Here is an 18,451-nt window from a genome sequence, read left to right as displayed (position 1 = left end):
GCCGGTCATGGCGGCGAAGCCTCCTACTCGGAGACGAGGAGCGTGAGGAACTTGCGAACGCGGCCAGCACGGACAGGTTCGGTGCCGTGGACGAGCTGGCTGCCGAAGACCACGAGCGTGCCGGGAGCGGGTGCGACGCTCCATCGGGTGCGGGGCAGGGTGCGGAACCAGCGGGAGGACATGTCCGTCCCGTCGTGTGCGAAACGCATCCCCTGGGCGTAACCCGCCCCGGTCGGCGCCTCGTCGGCGGTCCAGACGGCGTCGCTGCCCGTGGTCTCCACGTAGAACGCGCCGCCGGTGTCGTGGATGTCCGTGAGCGTGACCGTCGCGGCGGCGATCTGGCGGGGACGGGTGAGGGGATCGGGGGCGATACCGTCGGCATGCGCGGTGATGTATTGGCCGGCCCCATATTCGAGGTAGATCCACGGCCGGTGGCCGGTGACCGACGGCAGCGTGCGCGTGATCGCGACCATGTGGAGCTTCAGGGCCTGGTCGAGGAGGGCGGTCGCCTCGTACGGGATCTCGGTCATCTCGATCCGGCCGGCCGGCTCGTAGACGTCCTGCGCCTCGGCGGGGGAGTGACCGGGGATCTCGTGAATGGTGGTGCGGCGGGCCGTGCCGTACCGGTCGCGCCCGAGGGAGCCGAGTGTGTCGTCCATGACGCGGCTGAGTCGCTCGATCTCGTCCGGCTTGAGGAAGCCCTCCACAGTACGGATGGACAGAGTCTCGGCGATGTGGATCATTGCCCGCCTCCGCACGCGCAGGAGGTGGAGGGCGGGGCAAAGGCGGCTTCGGCCAGGGCCACCGTGAGTACGTGCACCGCTTGGGCGAGGTCCTCGAAGTACTCGGCCGACGTGGTGCCGGCTTCGGGCACGAGATAGAGGTCGAGCGTCGGATACACCCGGCCGGTGGTGCGGCACGTGAGTTCGCTGCGACCGAGGACCAGCGAACACGCCCCGGGCAGGGAGGACTCGGCTCGGCTGGCGGCATGGCACAGGCGCGCCGCTGTACGCGCGTACTCGGCGGGGTCGCGCGGCAGGATGCCGACCGAGAGGAACCGGGGCTCGGCTCCGTGGAGGTCGGCGTAGGCGTGGCCCTGGCAGCTGTCGTAGGTGACGGTGTTCCAGCCTGAGGTGAGCGCGTCGACGACCGGGCGGATGCCGGGCTCGATGCCCTCGTACCACTGGGGATGGTGGGGGTCGAGATCGTCTGCCTCGTGCACGCCGGGGAGGCCGACCGTGTTGATGTTCCCGTTGGCGCTGACCTGGAGACGCGCGGGCGAGCGGGGAGCGGTGGGGTCGTCCCAGCGAGCCAGGAAGGCGGAGACGTGGTGCATGTTGTTGGGGCGGACGGGACGCCAGCGCAACCGGGAGCATGCGGCACCGGGCGGGAGGTCTGGCTGGGCTAGGAGGGCGGCGACGCCGTCGATCAGGCGCATGCGGTGGTCGCAGTACGCGTCTTCGTCGCCGACGGCGGCGAAGCGGACCCGGACCGCCGGGCAGCCCGCGCCGCAGGTGTCGCGGTAGTCGCAGGTCGTGCACTTCGTGACCAGGGAGCGTGCCTGCTGGAGCAAGGCAGAGCCGCCCTGGGCGCTGGCCACGTCCGCCTCGGTGTGGACGTCGCCGAGAGAGGCGAGGCCGGCCTGCGGCCAGGGCAGCTCGTCACAGCTTCCCAGGCGGTCATCGGGATAGAGGGTGAGGACATGGTCGCACTTCAAATCGGAGAAGTGACAGGAACGGGTCCCCAGACCCTTCAGACGGCGGATGACGGACACGACGGGCTCCAGCTTGACGCGGCGGAACACGCCGTCGGCGACCCAGTGGTGGGCGGCCTCCAACACGAAGTCGGCGTATTGACGAGGCGTGACGGCCCAGGCCGGGCCGGTGGGGCCGATGGCCCTTCGCTGGAGTGCCCGACTGGTCGGCGCACGAGATCCGACCACTGCGGTCGACCGGGTGACCGCCGCGTCGAAGCACGGCACAAGGCTGACCGTCGTCACGGCGGGAAAGGATGCGAGGTGCTCCATGACCTCGGAGGCCCGGCCGAGGACGTACGGGGTGACGGCGCAGATGACGCCGGCGCGGCGTTCCCGACGGCCGAGGAGCTTCAGGGCTTCGACCACTCGCGGGTAGGTGGGGCGGCCGTCGTAGCCCACTCGCCACGAGTTCCCCAGCGCGTCCCCGTCGAGGGAGATGCCGATCTCCAGTTCCGGGTAGTGCCGCTCGAACAGGTCCAGCCAGGAGTCGTCGAGTTGGAGGCCGTTGGTCTGGAGGCTCACGCGGATGACGTTCGGCTGTGTGGCGAGCGCGTCCAGGATCTCCGCGATCCGTTCCCGGCCGGCGGTCAGGGGCTCCCCGCCGTGGAGTTCGACGCTGAGCGGACGCCCGGAGAAGATCGAACCGAGGCGGTGGACCTGTGCCGCGCTGATCCGGGCGCCGCCCGGTGACTCTTTGCGCTTTTCGAAGCAGTACAGGCAGTCGATGTCGCAGGTCTCCCCGCGGAGCTTGAGGATGACGGAGACGGCCGTGTCCGGCCCGGTGCTCGACAGCGGGGCGTAAAGGCTCTCCATGTCGATGGGGGCGGTGCGGGTGACGGGCATCAGAGGACTCCTGAGGAGGAGAGGCGCGGTCTACGCGCCATCGGTGGAGACCGTGGACAGCCACCCGAGAAGCTGTCCGCCGGTGATGGGGATGTGAACGTCGCCGCGGCGAAGGAACCACCCGTCGGCGTACCGCTGCGGTAGCCAGCCGGAGTCAGGGGCAACCAGGTTGGGAGGTTTCTGCAGGGGGTCGTCGACGGGCCAGCAGCCCAGGAGCGCTCTGGCCACGCGTCGCTGAACGGGGCGGAACCACTCCCACGTCTCCGTGTGGGCTGGCTCGATCGGCGGACCGAACGGAGCGCCGGCAAGCAGCGGCAGCCACTTGTCGCCCAGGACCGGATGACCAGCCGCCGCGCACTCGAGCGCGGTGAGGCAGGTCTCCAGCTTCCGGCACACGACTTGGGCGGGTTCGGCCAGGCCGTCTTCGACGAGACCGGTCAGGTCCTCGGCGAGACTCGCAGCGACCTCCGCCTGGTCGGCGACCGCCCAGCGTCGGTAGCCCTGGCGCTCCCCGGCATCGAGCACCGGGTCCCAGCGTCCGGAGCCGTATGAGAGAGCGGTGCGCAGACACATGATGTCGTGCATCGAGGCGCGTACTCGGCGGAACAATCCGAGGTCGCCGCGGCGGACGTCGAAGGAGCGGAGCAGGTGACGGAGTTCCTCCGCCCGCTGCGGCGCCGCCGCCTGGAGGTCGACACGGACGCCGTCCACGATGCGCGACTCCCATGTCGGAAGGTCGCCGTCCACAATGCCGCGCAGGTCGATATCGCTGGCCGCGTGGGCAAAGCCGCAGGCGAGCGCTCCCTCCAGCCAGACCTCACGAGCCAGGCCGGAGACGAGTAGCTCCCGGGCGACTCCGTCAGCGATCTCCCGGCGCAGCTGTGCTGATGAGTTCACCAGCGGCCTCCTTCGATGAGGATCTCGTCGTCGGCGGTGATCTCCCTGAGGAGATCGACGGCCCATCGGTCGAGCGCGCCGCGCACGTCGGACCGCTGGGCGCCGATGTGGGGCGAGGCCAAGAGGTTGAGCGGCACCGTGGAGCCGGTGAGGAGCGGCAGGTGCTCCCGCTCGACCGGGTCGAGTGCGAGGCCCGAGAGTCCGCCGTCCGCCAACGCCCGCAGACAGGCGGCGATATCGAAGGTCTCCAGCCGCCCGGCGCAGATCAGCAGGGGCTGTTGCGGAGCGACGCGTGCCAGGAATTCCTCGCCGATGAACTGTCGGGTCGTGGCACGCAGTGGCAGGGCGACCACGTGCACCTGCGACTGCTCCATGAGCGCCGCCTGCGACACCTCCCGCAGACCGGGGGGATTCGACGGCCATGCGGCGTAGGCCGTGCGCGCCACATGTGGGGCGAGGGCCCGGCCGGCGGCCAGCCCCACCGGACCCGCGCCCCAGACGCCCACCGCCAGGGTGCCGAGTGAGACACCCATGCACGCCTCCTTCTCGTGGCGGCCGAGCATGAGCGCGTGCTGCCCCAGGGGGATCCGCCGGGCCAGGGCGAGAGCAGCGGCGAGGACCCACTCGCCCACGGCGGCCGCCCCGGCCTCGGCGTTGCGGTGCAGCGTGATCCCACGGCGTTGGAGTGCGCTCACGTCGATGTGGTCGATGCCGGAGCCGGTCCGTACTACGTGCCGCAGGCCAGGAAGTGCGTCGAGCTCCCGCTCGCCGAGTCGGACACCGGAACGCAGGACGACCACGGCCGCGTCGGCTGGCAGAGGCCAGTTCAGGTCCAGCAAATCGTGCACGAGGACGTCGGGCAGCGCGCGGCGGATCGCACCCGCATCCGCCGCTCCGCGCACCACGAGGACTGCGCTCATCCGAGGGAACCTGGCTTCTCGTACCGGCCGTAGGCGAGATCACCCTCGCCGACGACGACGGTCACGGGCGACGGCGCGCCGAAGTACGCGTCACAGGCGCGCTTCACCCCCGGCAGTCCGTCCCAGGCCCGTGGATTGACCGCGGCGTCCGCGTAGTCGTCGACGAGCAGCACGCCCGTCGGCGTCATGCGGGTGACGCAGTGCGTGAGTCCCGTAAGGGTCGAGTCGTAGAAGTCGCCGTCCAGGTAGGCGAACGCGATCTCGTTGGGCAGCTCCTTGGGAAGGGTCTCGTCGAACCATCCTGGGTGGATGACCGGCGTCGGCCTGCCCCAGGCCGCGTGCGTGGCGCGCACGTCGTCCGGGGATGACCGGAGCTCGCCCGCTGCCAGATGGTCCGAGTCCTCGGCGCCGGGCGCGGGCATGCCCTGGAAGGAGTCGTAAACGTGGATCTCGCGGTCGTAGTCGCCCAGCGAGTCGAGCACGCTACGGATCCAGAGGGCCGTCGCGCCTCTGTAGCAGCCGAGTTCCACTACGGCTCCCGGCAGACCGCGTGCGGTCATGTCGGCGAGCTCGTCGGCGATCACGCTGAGTCGGTCGGCACAGACCGTCCCGGAGTGCTCCCGCAGCAGCCACTCCCGCAGATCCTTCAACGTCGGATCCATGAGGGTCACCACCTGTCCACGAAGGGGTCGGCGAGCTCCCCGTTCAACGCCGCCGACAGCGGGTGGTTGATCCGGGGCAGCAGGTACACGTCGCCCAGACGTTCCAGCGGAACCCACTCGAAGCCCACCTGGATGGGGTCCGGCGGCTCCGGCATGCGCGGCTCGGCGTCGTCCACCTGCTCGGCGAGGAAGTTGAACTGAACCTTCTGTACGTCCCCGAACTCGCCCTGCCACGACTCGGGGACGTACTCGACGACGCACAGCAGACGCCGGGCCATGACCTGGAGGCCGGTCTCCTGCGCGACCTTGCGGTTCACGGCCTGGCGCAGGTCCTCGCCGACCTGCGCCTTGCCGCCGGGGAGGTTGTAGTGGAACCCGGCCTCGTCGACGTATGACAGGAGCAGGACGGCACCGTCGCGCACGATCGCCGCCTTCACGGAGACGCTGATCCGAGGCAGTTCGGGCGTCAGAGGCATGACAGCGCCTCCGGTTCGCCGACGCGCATCAGGTCGCCGACCTCCGCGAGGGACCCCGCGCCGGTGGAGCGGAAGCTCCCTCCGCGCTGGAACTGACGAGCGGCGGTGCGCATACCCGCAAGGGCGGCACGGCTGAGCTGGTTCGCGTAGATGCAGAGGCGGAAGCCGGCCTCGCCGAGCTCGGCGGCGCTCAGGTCGGGGAACGCCGTGGGCACGCTGACCAGCGGCACGCCGTGGTCCCAAGCCCGTCCGATGGCCCGCGCCTGATCACCGGTCGCGTCCTTGGAGTGGATGAGGATCGCATCCGCTCCGGCCTCGGCGTACGCCTCGGCGCGGGCGATCGCCGTGGTCATGTCCTCGCCGGCGATCAGGGCCTCGGTGCGAGCCACGACCACGAGGCCGTCATCGGCGGTCTTCCGTATGCGCCCCACCTGCTCGCACAGCAGGTCCCGGTCGGCGAGGCTCTGGGCACGGTGGGCCGCGAAGCTGTTGCACTTGGGGTACGCGCTGTCCTCGACACACACTGCCGCGGCTCCGGCGCGCATCAGGTCGTACGCGAACCGCTCCGCCGTGCGCCCCGAGCCGCCCGCGTTGTCGATGTCGACGATGACAGGCAGTTCGGTGACGCGGCCGAGGGAGGCGACCACGTCGGACAGGTCCCGGGGACCCAGGACGTTGGCGTCCGGTAGCCCGGAGGCGGCGGACACCTCCAGACCGCTCACCCACAGGGCGTCGAAGCCCGCCTCCGCCGCGACATGCGCGGCGAGTGCGTTCACCGCACCGATCGCCAGGAGAGGGTGCTTCCGCTCGCTGTCGTCGAGGGCCTCGCGCAGACGCCTCGCCTTCGTGCCGTCAGTCACGGGTCTCTCCTCCTTCCGTGTGGGCGCCGATGGGCGGTACCAGCTGTCGATCGCGCAGTACGTCCCAGGCGGCGAGCAGCACCTCGGACCGGGGGCGGCGGGCATCCAGGCGGACCACGTCGCCGAGGAGCGGGAACTGGTCGGGCTTCGTGACCACGGCCTCATAGGTCTCACGAACCCGGCTCTGCACGTCGTGCACGTCCCAGTCGGCTCGGACGGCGTCTCCCTGTCGGGCCTGCGCCCGGCTCATCGAGGCGTCGGTCTCCAGGTCCAGGACGAGCGTGAGATCGGGGGCCACGGTGAGGTGCGCGGCCAGCGTCTCGTACGTCTCCGACGCCCTCATGCCGTGCTTCACGGCGAAGAAGGCCAGCTCGCTGAGCAGCCAGCGATCCGCGATCACGGGCCGGGCCGGTCGCTGAGGGAGCACAAGGCGATCCAGCGTGGCCCGCTTGTCCGACGCGATCGCGGACAGGTAGGCGTCACGGTTCCCGGCGTTCGGCTGGTACTTACCGGTGACGATGGCGGCGGCCTGGTCGGCGGCGAGGAAGTTGGTGGTGAGCACGCACAGCGGGGTGACGCCGTAAAGCCCCTCCCAGAGCCGGAACAGGCCCTTGCGCAGCGTCGTCTTGCCGGTGCCGTCGAGCCCCTCGATGACGATGAACGGATAGCGGTGGTTCATTCGACCTGCCCCGCCCCCGTGCCGCCGGCGTACTTGGTGAAACGGCCGCGCCAGCGGGCCGTGGTGGACACCAGGTCCACCAGCCGCAGCTCCGCCAACTCGTCGACGAGGCGCGGTAGCTCGGGCTCGGCGCAGATACCGACCTCGATGGCCCGGCAGTACGTGGCGCGGAGGGCCTGGTCGTCGGCGGAGTCGCGCAGCGCCGTCTCCAGCACCCGCGTGGCCATGCCGTGGGCCACGACGCTCACGGCGGTGCCCAGGGCCTGCTCATGGACCGGGCTCGGGTGCGGCTCCAGCGTGATGTGGTGCACCCCGCGGTGGCGGATGACCGCGAAGAAGCCCACCCACCACGCGGCGGCGCCGCTGACGGCGATCACAGCGTCGGACCAGGACGCCCCGGACTGCTCGACGAGGAGATTCTGGGCAGCGGTGTCGGCGGCGCGGTGGAGCGCCCCGCGCTGGTTCCGCGACTCCACTCCATGCCTCTGGGGCAGCTCCCACCAGAAGCCGAGCCCGGCGTCCCCCAGCAGCGCCATCGCGGACTCGTCACTTGCCGGCAGCGGAGACGGGCGTTGGGCCAGCGCGGAGACATCGGCGCCTGGCACGTCCGGCAGCGTCTTTTCCTCGGCGACGGCAGCCCGCCATTCGTCAAGGTGGAGATGGAGCCGCTGGGTCAGCAGCCCGTCCGCCAGCGTCTGCCAGGCATGGGCGAGCGGCGGCGAACCGGGGGGCCGGGGTGGCAGGGTCAAGGAGGTCACAGGTCGGATCCTCACGTCCGGGGAGTCGCGGCACGCGGCTCCGGTCGGCGGTGCTCCACCACGATGGCCGCCACGAAGGCCCACGCCTATGAGTGTTTATGAGCCCCATCAGCGGAACGTGCCCGGGTGATCACAGAGCGAGGGAGAATGCCGACCATGGTCGACAGCGGACAGCGGCGGTGTACGCGCTGCGGTGCCCTTCTCAGCCGCTTCAATGCCGGTAAACGATGCGCCTCGTGCCAGGGCGGGCCGGCCGCCCGACGGGCCGACCCGGCCTTCTGGCGTGATCCGACGGTCCGGCGAGCCGTGGCTGCATGGGACCTCGGCACCGTCGTCAAGCTGTTCCGGAAGCACACGGGCCTCTCCCAGGCCGGCGTGGCGCGGATGGTCAGCATCGACCAGGCCGAGGTCAGCAGACTGGAACGAGGGCTCAAACAGATCCGCGACCGACGGCAGTTCGTCCAGTGGACCGATGCGCTCGGAGTCCCGGAGGAGCTGCTCGGGCTCCTGCCCACGGCCGATCCGCACATCCCGCACTCCACGGGCCGGCCGGGAACGGCGGGTACCGGAGCCCGTGGGTATGCAACGCTGTCCGAAGGGCCGGGTCAGCTTCTGTTACCCGCCGGCCGGTCCGTCCCGACGACGGCGCTTCCTGCGTTGTCCCTTCCCGCGGCCTCCTTCCTCGGGGACAGCCTGAGGCTCGATTCCCGCCCGGAGCTGGATGCCTGGCGCGCCATGCCGATGCGCGCGCTCGTCGTCGCGAACCGCACGGTGGACGGGGCGGTCCGGCAGTTCGTCACCGACGCCCGGTCGAGCGGCGTACGCGCTACCGCCTCCACCCCGCTCGACATCCCCGCCGCGTACGAACTGGACGATCTGACCTACGGCATCCTCTGGGCCGTGTCCGGCTTCGAGGCGGCACTTCTCGGCGACGACCAAGCCCTGCACACATCGCTGGCGTCGCTCACCGTTTCCCCAGGTTCACCAGCCGCCTCCGACCAGAGCCTGACCGAAGTGTCCCGGATGCTGATCGGCTCGGAGACCGCGGCCCGGTACATCCTGGGCCACCGTGACCACCTGGGCGACGCGCCCGTCTTCTGGACCAGGGAGCAGCGCGGTGAAGAGGCTGCCACGTGGCTGTTCTTCCGGCACAAATACCGCTACCTCGAACGAATGGCACCCCGGAGTCCGGGCGGTACCAGCGGCCGGGGGTTCTGCATCCCCGAGAGTGCTGTCGCCTCCTCACCCGCGTACGAGCGCGTTCTGCTCTTCCTCGCCATCGCGCTCATGGAGTCCTTCGGCATCCGCACCTGGGTGACCGACGACGGAGGCTTCGCTCACACCGACGGCTTCGCGCTCTCCCACGGGCGCCGGGCCGTTATCGCCTCATGGGTACGGACCGAGGGGGCGTCTCGCCTCGCGGTCACCGCGCGGCCGGGAGCCCTGCGGACGTTCGCCGATGTGACGGGCCACGTCAGCCAGCACTCGGCCACGGCGGCAGGGCAGGCAGGGCAGCGCCTTGCGGCAACGGCGGAGTACCTCGGCCTCGACGCCTCCTGGCTCGGTCGCCGGTGCGCACAGTTGTCGGTGGCCGGTACGGAGCGGCTTGCCCGGCCGCGCAGCCGGTTGCTCGGCCTCGAAGGGCTGGAGGCCGCCTGCCGGTTCGTGGCCGAGCAGATGGTGATCATTCCGCGTACCCGGACGGCGCCGACCCGATAGCCTGCGTGAACCACTCGTGAGGCAGTGCTCGGCGGCGTCCGGACAGGGGAGCAGGGGAATGACGGAGTCGGTCAGGAACGTGGCGGTCTTCTCCCTCGGCGGCACGATCGCCATGACCACGGATCCCACCACCGGAGGCGTCGTGCCGGCGCTTTCGGCCCATGAACTCCTCGCCGCGGTACCCGCGTTGGCCACGAGTGGCATCGGTCTCAAGGTGCGGGACTTCCGACGCCTGCCCGGCGCTTCCCTGACCTTCGAGGACCTCACCGCACTGTCGGCCGCGATCGCGGCGGAGCTGGAGACCGGAGAGGTCAACGGGGTCGTCATCACGCAGGGCACCGACACCATCGAGGAGACCGCCTTCCTCCTCGACCTCTACCACGGCCACGAGCAGCCGGTTGTCGTCACCGGCGCGATGCGCAACCCCACCCTGCCCGGCGCCGACGGCCCGGCCAACCTCCATGCCGCCGTCCTGGCCGCCGCCGACCCTGGACTCAGCGAAGTCGGCTGCCTCGTCGTACTCGGCGACGAGGTCCACTCCGCCCGGACCGTCCGCAAGTCCCACACCACCAGCCCCGCCGCCTTCACCTCACCAGCAAGCGGCCCGATCGCGCGAATCGCGGAGAACCGGGTGCGGATGGTGGGCGGCTTGCCGTCCCGCGGACCGCTGGTCGGCGCCCCCGACCGTGAGGCGCGCGTCGGTCTCTACACCGTCACCCTCGGCGACGACGGCACCCTGCTCGACCTGTGGGACGGCAACTGCGACGGACTCGTGGTCGCGGCCTTCGGTGTCGGCCACGTCCCGGAGCGCCTTGTCGAAGGGCTCACCAAGCTCGCGTCCCGTATCCCCGTGGTCCTCGCTTCCCGCATCGGCAACGGCCCCGTCCTGTCCGACACGTACGGCTTCCCCGGCTCCGAGAAGGACCTCCTCGGCCGTGGGCTCATCGGCGCCGGAGACCTCGGCCCGTACCAGGCGCGGCTCCTCCTGCACGCTCTGCTCGCCCAGGGCGCCGACGGAGCGACGGTCCGCGAGACCTTCACCACCGCCTCCGCCCGCTGATCCCACCTCTGAGGAGACACCCGCACATGCGTGCTCACGAGCTGACCGTCGGTCGTACCTTCGGCGTCACCTTCGACCACGGGGAGGACTTCTTCGAGGCGCTGTCCGCCTTCTGCCGGGGCAACGGCGTCCGGCAGGGCTATATCCCCTCGTTCATCGGAGCCTTCGCGGAGGCTGAGATCGTGGGTGCTTGCGAGAAGCTCGCGGACCCGGACGCACCGGTCTGGGCGAAGACGTACGTCACCAACGTCGAGGCGTTCGGCGCCGGCACCCTTGCCCATGACCCCGCCACCGGCGGAATACTCCCGCACATCCACGTCTCCGCCGGTCTGAAGGCCCAGTCGGCCGACGGCAGGACCAGCCACCTCCTCAGCGCCAAGGTCCAGTTCCTCAGCGAACTGCTGATCGTGGAGGTCACGTCGCCCATGATGACCCGGCCCCTGAACCCCGACCTCTACGACGTTCCGCTGCTCACGTTCGGCTGACCGGCAGGAGTCGGCGAAGCCAGGGGTGGTCCGGCGCGATCACCTTGATCGCCTCCGCCAACCAGACGCGTTGTCCCTCCTCCAGCAGCGGCAGAACCGCCTCGAAGTCGGTCTCGTCCTTGTCCCGCGTCGCCTTCGCCTTATAGAAGAGCTGCACCTCGGGTGCGAGATAGGGAATGCCGCTTGCGCTCGTCCGCCCCACCCGCTCGATCGGAAGCCGGATCTGCGGGGTGCGCCGCGAGACCCACTCGTGACCCTCAGACTCGTCCAGCATGAGCTGCACCGACCAGGGTGCCTCCGGCGTACGCCGACACCAGATGTCGTGGAGGGGCGGCTGAAGAACCTCCCCAGAATGCCACGGACGCAATCGCCCCAGACCAGGCGGATCAGCTACGGACAGATCCCAGCCAGCCAGAAGATCACGTAGGAGGGCTTGGTCGCGGCGGAGGATTAGGACGTCGAGGTCGCCGTGCGGGCGCAGCTCACGACCGACCGCGAGTTCGATCGCGTACCCGCCGGCGATCCACCATGGGAAGACCGCCTTGGCGAAAAGGTCAGCCATGTCTTCTGGACGCTCAGGTGCCCAGCGCCCCAATTCGTCAGCATTCACCCCTCCATCCTCCCAGTGACGAGGTGCTGGAACCGGTAGCTGAAAGTGGGCCGACGGGCGGCCGATCGCCCTCCGGTCGCACGTGCTCATAAACACGCATGAGCATCCGGGGAGTGCGCGGCCATGGTTGAGCTGTGACTTGAGGCGGTCGATGCCCGGCGCCCCGAGCCACAGCTTCCCGGTCCGAGCGCGCTTGAAATGAAGGCGCGGCACTGGGCGCTCGTACCGCCCTTCGACGGTAGCCGCTGCGCTGCCGTGACCAAGCCAGGTTCCGGGAGACGCTACCCACACGTCATCACAGGAGGTCCGTACTCCGATGATCAGCGCGCCATCCCCCGCTCTCTGCATCGGAACTTCTGGACCCACCGCCTACGGGTGCGCAGCTTGGCGGGAAGACCGCCTTGTCCAGTCGCGGGTGGACGGGGTCAAGAAGGGATGAGAACCGGAGAGCCCCTCGACACGCGCCCAGCACGGGGTGACGAAGCACTGCGGCGGGCCTTGGAAGATGCCTCCATGGGGCGCTGGGAGGGGCCGCAGCAGCTGTTGGCCTCTACGGGCGCGGACTGGGACCGGCGGATTTTCCGCCTCCAGGTGCTGGCCGAGGCGGGTGCGCGGCTGCGGTTCGCCGACACCTGGGCGAAGGCAGAGCCCCGCTCGCCGCACGCACTGGCCCTGCTCGCGAATGTACAAGCCCTCCGCGCGATGATCGCCGGGCGGACCAGCGGCCGGTCACTGATGGAGGAAGCCTGGGCCACCTGCCGTACCGCGCTGGGAGTGTGGCCGCACGACGTTGCGCCCCTGGTGGTGATGCTCGCGTTGCTGCGGACGCACGCACCGGATCGGTCGACCCTGCGGCATGTGTGGGCGGAGATCAAGCAGCGTGACCCGTGGAATCGCGAGGCCCACCACGAAGTCGTCACCTATCTGTTCCAGCGGTACCACGGTCGGCCGGGGGAGGCGATGTGGTGGGCCGAGGAGCAGGCGTCCATCGCCCCGCAGGGGCTGCCGATCGCGGTCCTGCCTCTGGTCGTGATCGCCGAGGCCCACCGATCCCGTCAGGAGAAGGACCAGACGGCGTACGGGTTGACCATCCACCCCTGGATCGACTGCCCGCAGATCGACCCTGTGCTGGAACGCTGGTGGCGCTACCGCGCACCTGGCCCGCACGCCTGCTTCGCCGATGACGCCAACTACCTGGCACACGCCCTGTCGTTCGCCAACCGCCACAGCGAAGCGGCGGAGGTCTTCGACGCGATCGGCCCCTATGCCACCCGCGTCCCGTGGTCCTACTGCGGCCAGCCGGAAGATCTGTTCCTGCGGCACCGAGCCTGGGCCTACAGCCCGCCGCGACGCCGGCACCCCTGACCACCCTGACACCACTCCCTCCGATGTACGAAGGACGGCACCCCCATGCCTCTTGACGTCTCCCGCGTCTCCGACGAGGAACGCCTGAAGCAGCTCGGCTACCAGCAGACGCTCGCCCGCTCCATGTCCGGCCGGGCCAACTTCGGTGTCAGCTTCACGATCATCTCGATCCTGTCCGGCTGCATGACCCTGTACGGCTACGGCATGAATACCGGCGGCCCGGCCGTGATCATGTGGGGCTGGCTGTTCGTCGGCCTGATGACCTTGTTCGTCGGCCTGTCGATGGCCGAGGTCTGCTCCTCCTACCCGACCAGCGCCGGCCTGTACTTCTGGGCCCACCGCATGGCCCCCGCGAGAACGGCCGCGGCCTGGGCGTGGTTCACCGGCTGGTTCAACGCCCTGGGCCAGATAGCGGTGACCGCGGGCGTCGACTTCGGCGCCGCGACCTTCCTCAACGCCCTGCTCGATCTTCAGTTCGACTTCGCGGCCACGCCCGGTCACACCATCACGCTGTTCGGGATCATCCTCGTGCTGCACGGCGTGCTGAACACCTTCGGGGTCCGCATCGTCGCCTTTCTCAACGAGGTCTCCATCTGGTGGCACATCCTGGGCGTCGTGGTCATCTGCGGCGCCCTGGTGCTCGTGCCCGACCACCACCGGTCGACCGGCTTCGTCTTCGGCGAGTTCGTCAACAACACCGGCTTCTCCTCCAGCACCTACGTGGTGCTGATCGGACTGCTGATGGCGCAGTACACCTTCACCGGCTACGACGCCTCCGCCCACATGACCGAGGAGACCATCGACGCCTCCACCGCCGGCCCCAAGGGCATCGTCCGCTCGATCCTCGTCTCCCTCGCCGCCGGGTTCATCCTGCTGTTCGGCTTCACCTACGCCATCCAGTCCTACGCCGGCGCACTCGGCTCAGGGACCGGGGTGCCCCCGGCGCAGATCCTGATAGACGCCCTCGGCGCGGCGGCCGGCAAGTGGCTGCTGCTGGTTGTCATCGTCGCCCAGCTTTTCTGTGGCATGGCATCCGTCACCGCCAACTCCCGCATGATCTACGCCTTCTCCCGCGACGGCGCCCTGCCCTTCTCCAAGGTGTGGCACCAGCTGAACCCCGCCACCCGCACGCCCACCAACGCCGTATGGCTCGCCACTGGGGGCGCCTTCGCGCTCGGCCTGCCCTACCTGTGGAACACCACCGCTTACGCGGCCGTCACCTCGATCGCGACCATCGGCCTGTACATCGCCTATGTCATCCCGACGTACCTCCGGCTCCGCCAGGGGAGCCGGTTCGAGCGTGGTCCTTGGCACCTCGGCTCCTGGTCCCCCGTCGTCGGCACGATCGCCGTTGCCTGGGTTCTGGTGATCACCGTGCTGTTCATGCTGCCGCAGACCTCACCAGTCACCGCGAACACCTTCAACTACGCGCCCGTCGCGGTCGGCGTCGTCATCGCCTTCTGCGGCATCTGGTGGCTGGCCTCCGCGCGCAAGTGGTTCCTCAACCCTGCGCACCCGCGCAACTCCACCCTGGATCGGACGGATGCCGGTGGGAGGGCCGGCGTCCGCTGAGAGGAGTGGTTGGATCCGGCGCTTGCCGCGAAACGGCTGAAGCATGTCGGGCGAGTACCGAAAACCCCAGGTTGTCGGTGCCCAGCCGCAGCGGGAAGCGGCCGGCGCTGACCGAAAACCGTTCACTCCAGGTGATCGCATCTAGACCCGCTGTCAGTGGTGCGTGCTCTCATAACCTGCGAGGGGATTGTCAACAGCCTGTGGATAGGGGGGAGTTCCTTCATGGCGGTACGGATGGAGGCGCGCGAGTGGGTCGCTGTCCCTATAAGGGTCGTCGCCCGGTCTGCTGAGCGCAGTCTGCCGGTTGAGCCGGGGACGGCTCGATGAGCGGCCGACGTCCGGCGCGGCGTCCTGCACGGCGTCGGCCGGCCCGCCGTTCCAAGAAGCAGGACGGCCAGCTGGCCCTATTGGGGGCTGGGGTTCTGGCGATTGGGTTGGTGATCACCGTCGTGCACTGGCTGCTGGTGCACTGGTGGATCCTCCTCATCGCCGCCGTGATCGCCGCGGTGGCCGGTGGCTTCTGGCTGCAGCAGGCGCGGCAGCGGGCGGAGTGGGAGCGTGTGCGTGCCCGCGCTCTGCGCATGCGGATCGCGGAGCTGGATGCCCTGGACCACCGCGCGTTCGAGTTCGCCATACGGGACCTGATGCGACGGGACGGCTGCCAGGCGGAGCAGCTCGGCGGTGCCGGCGACAACGCCTGCGACGTGCGCGCCGTCGATCCCATGGGGCGCGTCTGGGCCATCCAGTGCAAGCACCGCCGGGACGGGGACCGCGGCTCCGCCGTCGGCGTCGGTGTCCTGCAGCAGGTCAACGGCACCGCACGGCAGATCCACGGAGCGGACGTCGCGGTCGTGCTCACCAATGGCCGTTTCTCCTCCAAGGCCATCCCCTGGGGCGCAGAGCACCGGATACACCTCGTGGACCGCCGACTGCTGGGTGAATGGGCAGCCGGCTCGCGCCCTCTGTGGAATCTGCTGGACCGCATCCCGCCGCCTCGCCGCCCCACCGCCCTGTCCTGACGCGCAGGGCAGGGCGGCCAGTGCGACGGAGGCCGAGGGCCGGGGCCCGTCCGCCCCGGCGGCCGATGGGGCAGGTGACGCTGCTGTCGCTCGGCGCAGCTGCCCCAATCCAGCCATTGACCAGGCACTCCGTCGCCAATCACCGGTGATCGAAACGTGGTGCTGTCGAGTTCCGGCTATGCAGGAAGGCGGGTCAGAGCGTTGTGCGCGGGAGGGCTGGCCAGGTGGTTCTGAGTATCAACGTGGCAGTTCTGCTGGCTGTCGTCATCATCGTGCGGCTGCGCCGACGTACGCATGCCCGCAGCCGGTTCGATGAGAAGCTGACCGTGGTCATCGTGCTGGTGTTCGGCGTGCTGATCGCACCCACCAGCTTCGGGCAAGGCATTCTCAACGCCGTGGGCCAGCTCGCCCACAGCCTTTCGCAGACCAGCAGCCCTTGAGCGCGTACTCCGCGTACGCGTTGAGAACCGCTCAGGGCGCCCCGGCACGCTTGTAGCCAACCCACAACCGGCCACCGGCCTGCCCGAGCACCTCATCAACGACGGCCACGAGGGGCTCGACTCTCCCGCCCAGTACCTCCTGTAGGCCGTGGTGGAGGCGTGTGCTGAGCCCTGGCGCGGTTGTCTCAAGACGGCGTGCCAGCCACTTCCCACCGCCACCCCACGAACGGCCAACGGCCAACGCCAGCTCACCGGTGCGTCGGACCAGTTCGGTCGCGATGAAGAGACGCTCGCTCTGGTCGTTGCTTCCCGCGAGGTCGTCGAGGAGGTCGGTGATCGCGTAGCGGCGGTCGTCGATCTCTTCCGTCGACGCCGGCGGTGGTCCGGCGGCGGTCAGCTTCCGGGCCTTTGCGGCGAGGCGGGCTCCGAGTCCATCGGTGTCGAAGAGCAGCAGCCCGTCGGCACACATCCACAGCAGCGGTGACCGGCGCTTGCCTAGTTCCCGTTCGACGTACGCGTGCCACGTCGCTTCGGTGTGCACGAACATCTCTACCGGCCAGCCGGCGTACTGGAGGCTTGCGCGGTATGGGGCTGGGGCTCCGTGGAGTAGGACGACGATGTCGAGGTCCGACGTGGCCGTTCGGCGGCCTGTGACGACGCTGCCGCCCAGGAACGCGGCGCGCGCTTTGGGGTGCTGTTCATCTACGACGGCGCGTGCGGCCTCGATCGCCTCCATGGGGCAACTATCAGCACTGCCCACACCGGGCGCACGCCGTTTCTCGCAGCTGGACAGCGAGGTCTCGCGCTCTGCGTCTCAGTTCGCCGGGGGCAGACAGCAAAGATCCACGAATGACTGGTCAAAGCCGCAAGGGCATGTGAACCTGGACGACCTTCTCGCAAAACACCAGGTCAGAGAGGTGATTGCCCGTGGCAGCGGGGTCCCCGGGTCCCGGATTCTCCACCACCGTCGAGGCCCTGCGGCTGCGTGAGTGGCTGCTCGGGCCGGGCCAGGCCACGCTCGTGATGGATCAGTTCTCCGCCGACGACTTCATCCTGGTCGTTGATGACCGCGCAGACGTACACGTCAACTCGAAGGATGGATCCTTCTATCTCGGATGGTTTCCGTCCGGCCGTCCTGGTACCGACGGCGAGGGGTGGAAGATCGCCGTCACCGGTACGGCCAAGGTACGCGGCTATCAGATGTCCTTCGACACCGAGACGCCGGCCGACGTCGTCGCCGCTGCGGTCACTCGCGTGCTGGAGACCTCCCAGCGCGTGTGACATGCAGCGGCTCGAGTCGGCGCCCCTGCAGGAACCCGTCGTCTACGTGGTGAAGGCGAGACGGGGTAGCCCGGCTACCTGCCACCCGAGGTCGCCGCCGGGGCGGCCCGGCACCTCCATCCAGCTTTACGTACCGCTGGCGGCATCAAGCCCCCCGACTTCTTGGAGGCGTACCTGCATCCCGATTTCTCGATCGATCCACCTGCTCCGGCTGGTGTCCCCTCCGCGTACTGGGTCGGTCCGCGGCACCTGGCCGGTGACGACGGACGCCTGTACGACGCCGTCGCTGACACGCTCGCCGGCCTGGGCTGGACGAGCCTGACGATCGTCCGCGGGCGCCAGGAGCCGGACGAGGCGCCGGAGGACCGCCAGGTCCTGCGCAGCACCGTCCTGCACATCAGCCCAGACTCCCTGCGGTGGGCGCAGTGGGTCCTGCCGGACGAGCCGTTCCACCTGGGGAACCTGCCGATCGCCTGGCAAGTGTCCGCTCGTACGGACCCGAGCAGCCCGCTCGCCCAGTGGTCGGCCTACTTCACCCCCGAGGTCCCGGGGGAGATCCTCGCTGGCTTCCTGGCCGCGCTCGACGCCCGCGATCAGCCCGCCCTGCCGTGCGGTGGCCCCGAGCTGGTCCTCGACGCCGTTACGGCGCACGGTTGGCTGCGTGACGGCGACCAGCCCGGGTCGGGCGCGGTGGATCCGACGTTCGCCTCCCACATCCGCCTCGGCGAGGTGCCGCCCCTCATCCAGGATGGCGACCCACTCGCGCTGGTGGCTGAGGCGGACGAGGCGGCCCTGGCCGGGTGGCAGGCGTGGGCCGAGCCTGTGCTCGGCGCGGGCTACTTGTGGGCGGCTTCGTTCAGCGTCAGCGTGCCGCACGACCTCGTCGCCGCGTTCGCCGACTCCCTCAGCTCCAGCGCACCGGTCCTGCGCCGGATGCTGCCCGAAAGTACACGCGACCGGCTCCTGCGCGCTCCGGCCGGCTGAGGGCGTCTAACGCATCGAAGCCGGGCGTCCCCTGCAGGGACGCCCGGCTTCTTGCTGCTCTGCCT

20 protein-coding genes are annotated in these 18,451 nt (G+C 69.7%); 9 read left to right on the top strand and 11 right to left on the bottom strand.

Annotation, left to right across the window (positions count from 1 at the left end):
* Positions 1 to 23: 23 nt before the first annotated feature.
* From CCN72_RS04720 to CCN72_RS39890, 9 genes are read right to left on the bottom strand one after another with little or no spacing between them, the layout of a single operon-like run.
* Positions 24 to 743: a 2OG-Fe(II) oxygenase gene (locus tag CCN72_RS04720; protein ID WP_086806450.1), complete on the bottom strand. Its 720-nt coding sequence runs from the start codon at positions 741 to 743 to the stop codon at positions 24 to 26.
* Positions 740 to 2,599: a radical SAM protein gene (locus CCN72_RS04715; RefSeq protein WP_086806449.1), complete on the bottom strand. Its 1,860-nt coding sequence runs from the start codon at positions 2,597 to 2,599 to the stop codon at positions 740 to 742. Before CCN72_RS04715 ends, CCN72_RS04720 begins: the two co-directional genes overlap by 4 nt.
* A gap of 30 nt (positions 2,600 to 2,629) precedes the next feature.
* Entirely contained in the window at positions 2,630 to 3,496 is an 867-nt protein-coding gene (locus CCN72_RS38870; protein WP_086806448.1) for a hypothetical protein, read from the bottom strand.
* Positions 3,493 to 4,416 (bottom strand): NAD(P)-dependent oxidoreductase, encoded by a 924-nt coding sequence (locus CCN72_RS04705; protein ID WP_086806447.1) that lies wholly within the window; start codon positions 4,414 to 4,416, stop codon positions 3,493 to 3,495. Before CCN72_RS04705 ends, CCN72_RS38870 begins: the two co-directional genes overlap by 4 nt.
* A complete protein-coding gene (locus CCN72_RS04700; RefSeq protein WP_086806456.1) occupies positions 4,413 to 5,078 on the bottom strand; it encodes a TylF/MycF/NovP-related O-methyltransferase in 666 nt (221 codons plus the stop codon). Before CCN72_RS04700 ends, CCN72_RS04705 begins: the two co-directional genes overlap by 4 nt.
* 5 nt (positions 5,079 to 5,083) lie before the next feature.
* On the bottom strand, positions 5,084 to 5,554 hold the full coding sequence (locus tag CCN72_RS04695; protein ID WP_086806446.1) for an NUDIX domain-containing protein: 471 nt from the start codon (positions 5,552 to 5,554) through the stop codon (positions 5,084 to 5,086).
* On the bottom strand, positions 5,545 to 6,414 hold the full coding sequence (locus tag CCN72_RS04690) for an isocitrate lyase/phosphoenolpyruvate mutase family protein (RefSeq protein WP_208637919.1): 870 nt from the start codon (positions 6,412 to 6,414) through the stop codon (positions 5,545 to 5,547). Before CCN72_RS04690 ends, CCN72_RS04695 begins: the two co-directional genes overlap by 10 nt.
* Positions 6,407 to 7,093, bottom strand: a complete 687-nt coding sequence (locus CCN72_RS04685; RefSeq protein ID WP_086806445.1) for a dTMP kinase — start codon at positions 7,091 to 7,093, stop codon at positions 6,407 to 6,409. The genes CCN72_RS04690 and CCN72_RS04685 overlap by 8 nt, the downstream gene beginning before the upstream one ends.
* Entirely contained in the window at positions 7,090 to 7,851 is a 762-nt protein-coding gene (locus CCN72_RS39890) for a hypothetical protein (RefSeq protein ID WP_208637918.1), read from the bottom strand. The genes CCN72_RS04685 and CCN72_RS39890 overlap by 4 nt, the downstream gene beginning before the upstream one ends.
* A gap of 156 nt (positions 7,852 to 8,007) precedes the next feature.
* On the opposite strand from CCN72_RS39890, the gene CCN72_RS04675 reads away from it, so the two are divergent.
* The 3 genes from CCN72_RS04675 to CCN72_RS04665 are packed head-to-tail and all read left to right on the top strand — an operon-like array spanning position 8,008 to position 11,115.
* Positions 8,008 to 9,570, top strand: coding sequence for a helix-turn-helix domain-containing protein (locus tag CCN72_RS04675; protein WP_158101319.1), 1,563 nt, complete (start codon positions 8,008 to 8,010; stop codon positions 9,568 to 9,570).
* Between the two features lie 58 nt (positions 9,571 to 9,628).
* Positions 9,629 to 10,630, top strand: a complete 1,002-nt coding sequence (locus tag CCN72_RS04670; protein ID WP_086806443.1) for an asparaginase — start codon at positions 9,629 to 9,631, stop codon at positions 10,628 to 10,630.
* A gap of 26 nt (positions 10,631 to 10,656) precedes the next feature.
* On the top strand, positions 10,657 to 11,115 hold the full coding sequence (locus CCN72_RS04665) for a PPC domain-containing DNA-binding protein (protein WP_086806442.1): 459 nt from the start codon (positions 10,657 to 10,659) through the stop codon (positions 11,113 to 11,115).
* Here the strand turns inward: CCN72_RS04665 and CCN72_RS04660 are convergent.
* Complete coding sequence (locus CCN72_RS04660) at positions 11,102 to 11,677, bottom strand: nucleotidyltransferase domain-containing protein (protein WP_086806441.1); 576 nt, start codon at positions 11,675 to 11,677, stop codon at positions 11,102 to 11,104. The genes CCN72_RS04665 and CCN72_RS04660 overlap by 14 nt on opposite strands.
* 561 nt (positions 11,678 to 12,238) lie before the next feature.
* On the opposite strand from CCN72_RS04660, the gene CCN72_RS04655 reads away from it, so the two are divergent.
* From CCN72_RS04655 to CCN72_RS04640, 4 genes are all read left to right on the top strand, one after another.
* A complete protein-coding gene (locus CCN72_RS04655; RefSeq protein WP_086806440.1) occupies positions 12,239 to 13,090 on the top strand; it encodes a hypothetical protein in 852 nt (283 codons plus the stop codon).
* 45 nt (positions 13,091 to 13,135) lie between these two features.
* Entirely contained in the window at positions 13,136 to 14,662 is a 1,527-nt protein-coding gene (locus tag CCN72_RS04650; protein WP_086806439.1) for an amino acid permease, read from the top strand.
* Between the two features lie 437 nt (positions 14,663 to 15,099).
* A complete protein-coding gene (locus CCN72_RS04645; protein WP_425276125.1) occupies positions 15,100 to 15,681 on the top strand; it encodes a restriction endonuclease in 582 nt (193 codons plus the stop codon).
* A 224-nt stretch (positions 15,682 to 15,905) separates the two neighbouring features.
* Entirely contained in the window at positions 15,906 to 16,121 is a 216-nt protein-coding gene (locus tag CCN72_RS04640) for a hypothetical protein (protein ID WP_086806453.1), read from the top strand.
* A gap of 31 nt (positions 16,122 to 16,152) precedes the next feature.
* Here CCN72_RS04640 and CCN72_RS04635 read toward each other — a convergent pair whose 3' ends face one another.
* A complete protein-coding gene (locus CCN72_RS04635; RefSeq protein WP_086806437.1) occupies positions 16,153 to 16,857 on the bottom strand; it encodes a nucleotidyltransferase domain-containing protein in 705 nt (234 codons plus the stop codon).
* A gap of 191 nt (positions 16,858 to 17,048) precedes the next feature.
* Here CCN72_RS04635 and CCN72_RS04630 point away from each other — a divergent pair, with 191 nt between their 5' ends.
* Both CCN72_RS04630 and CCN72_RS04625 read left to right on the top strand, forming a co-directional pair.
* The gene (locus tag CCN72_RS04630; RefSeq protein WP_086806436.1) at positions 17,049 to 17,402 is read left to right on the top strand and encodes an SPDY domain-containing protein; all 354 of its coding nucleotides are present in this window, start codon (positions 17,049 to 17,051) and stop codon (positions 17,400 to 17,402) included.
* 162 nt (positions 17,403 to 17,564) lie between these two features.
* Positions 17,565 to 18,386, top strand: coding sequence for an SPDY domain-containing protein (locus CCN72_RS04625; protein WP_086806435.1), 822 nt, complete (start codon positions 17,565 to 17,567; stop codon positions 18,384 to 18,386).
* Positions 18,387 to 18,451: the final 65 nt, after the last annotated feature.

The sequence above is a fragment of the Streptomyces murinus genome (assembly GCF_002154555.1).
Lineage (GTDB): Bacteria > Actinomycetota > Actinomycetes > Streptomycetales > Streptomycetaceae > Streptomyces > Streptomyces murinus.
The sequence above is the reverse complement of the archived record's forward strand: the minus strand, read 5'-3'. Positions and strand labels throughout refer to the sequence as shown.

What these genes read in the sequence shown, in the direction of transcription:
- CCN72_RS04720 (WP_086806450.1), bottom strand. Translation starts at nt 743, where the DNA reads ATGATCCACATCGCCGAGACTCTGTCCATCCGTACTGTGGAGGGCTTC.
- CCN72_RS04715 (WP_086806449.1), bottom strand. Translation starts at nt 2,599, where the DNA reads ATGCCCGTCACCCGCACCGCCCCCATCGACATGGAGAGCCTTTACGCC.
- CCN72_RS04705 (WP_086806447.1), bottom strand. Translation starts at nt 4,416, where the DNA reads ATGAGCGCAGTCCTCGTGGTGCGCGGAGCGGCGGATGCGGGTGCGATC.
- CCN72_RS04700 (WP_086806456.1), bottom strand. Translation starts at nt 5,078, where the DNA reads ATGGATCCGACGTTGAAGGATCTGCGGGAGTGGCTGCTGCGGGAGCAC.
- CCN72_RS04695 (WP_086806446.1), bottom strand. Translation starts at nt 5,554, where the DNA reads ATGCCTCTGACGCCCGAACTGCCTCGGATCAGCGTCTCCGTGAAGGCG.
- CCN72_RS04685 (WP_086806445.1), bottom strand. Translation starts at nt 7,093, where the DNA reads ATGAACCACCGCTATCCGTTCATCGTCATCGAGGGGCTCGACGGCACC.
- CCN72_RS04675 (WP_158101319.1), top strand. Translation starts at nt 8,008, where the DNA reads ATGGTCGACAGCGGACAGCGGCGGTGTACGCGCTGCGGTGCCCTTCTC.
- CCN72_RS04670 (WP_086806443.1), top strand. Translation starts at nt 9,629, where the DNA reads ATGACGGAGTCGGTCAGGAACGTGGCGGTCTTCTCCCTCGGCGGCACG.
- CCN72_RS04665 (WP_086806442.1), top strand. Translation starts at nt 10,657, where the DNA reads ATGCGTGCTCACGAGCTGACCGTCGGTCGTACCTTCGGCGTCACCTTC.
- CCN72_RS04660 (WP_086806441.1), bottom strand. Translation starts at nt 11,677, where the DNA reads ATGGCTGACCTTTTCGCCAAGGCGGTCTTCCCATGGTGGATCGCCGGC.
- CCN72_RS04655 (WP_086806440.1), top strand. Translation starts at nt 12,239, where the DNA reads ATGGGGCGCTGGGAGGGGCCGCAGCAGCTGTTGGCCTCTACGGGCGCG.
- CCN72_RS04650 (WP_086806439.1), top strand. Translation starts at nt 13,136, where the DNA reads ATGCCTCTTGACGTCTCCCGCGTCTCCGACGAGGAACGCCTGAAGCAG.
- CCN72_RS04635 (WP_086806437.1), bottom strand. Translation starts at nt 16,857, where the DNA reads ATGGAGGCGATCGAGGCCGCACGCGCCGTCGTAGATGAACAGCACCCC.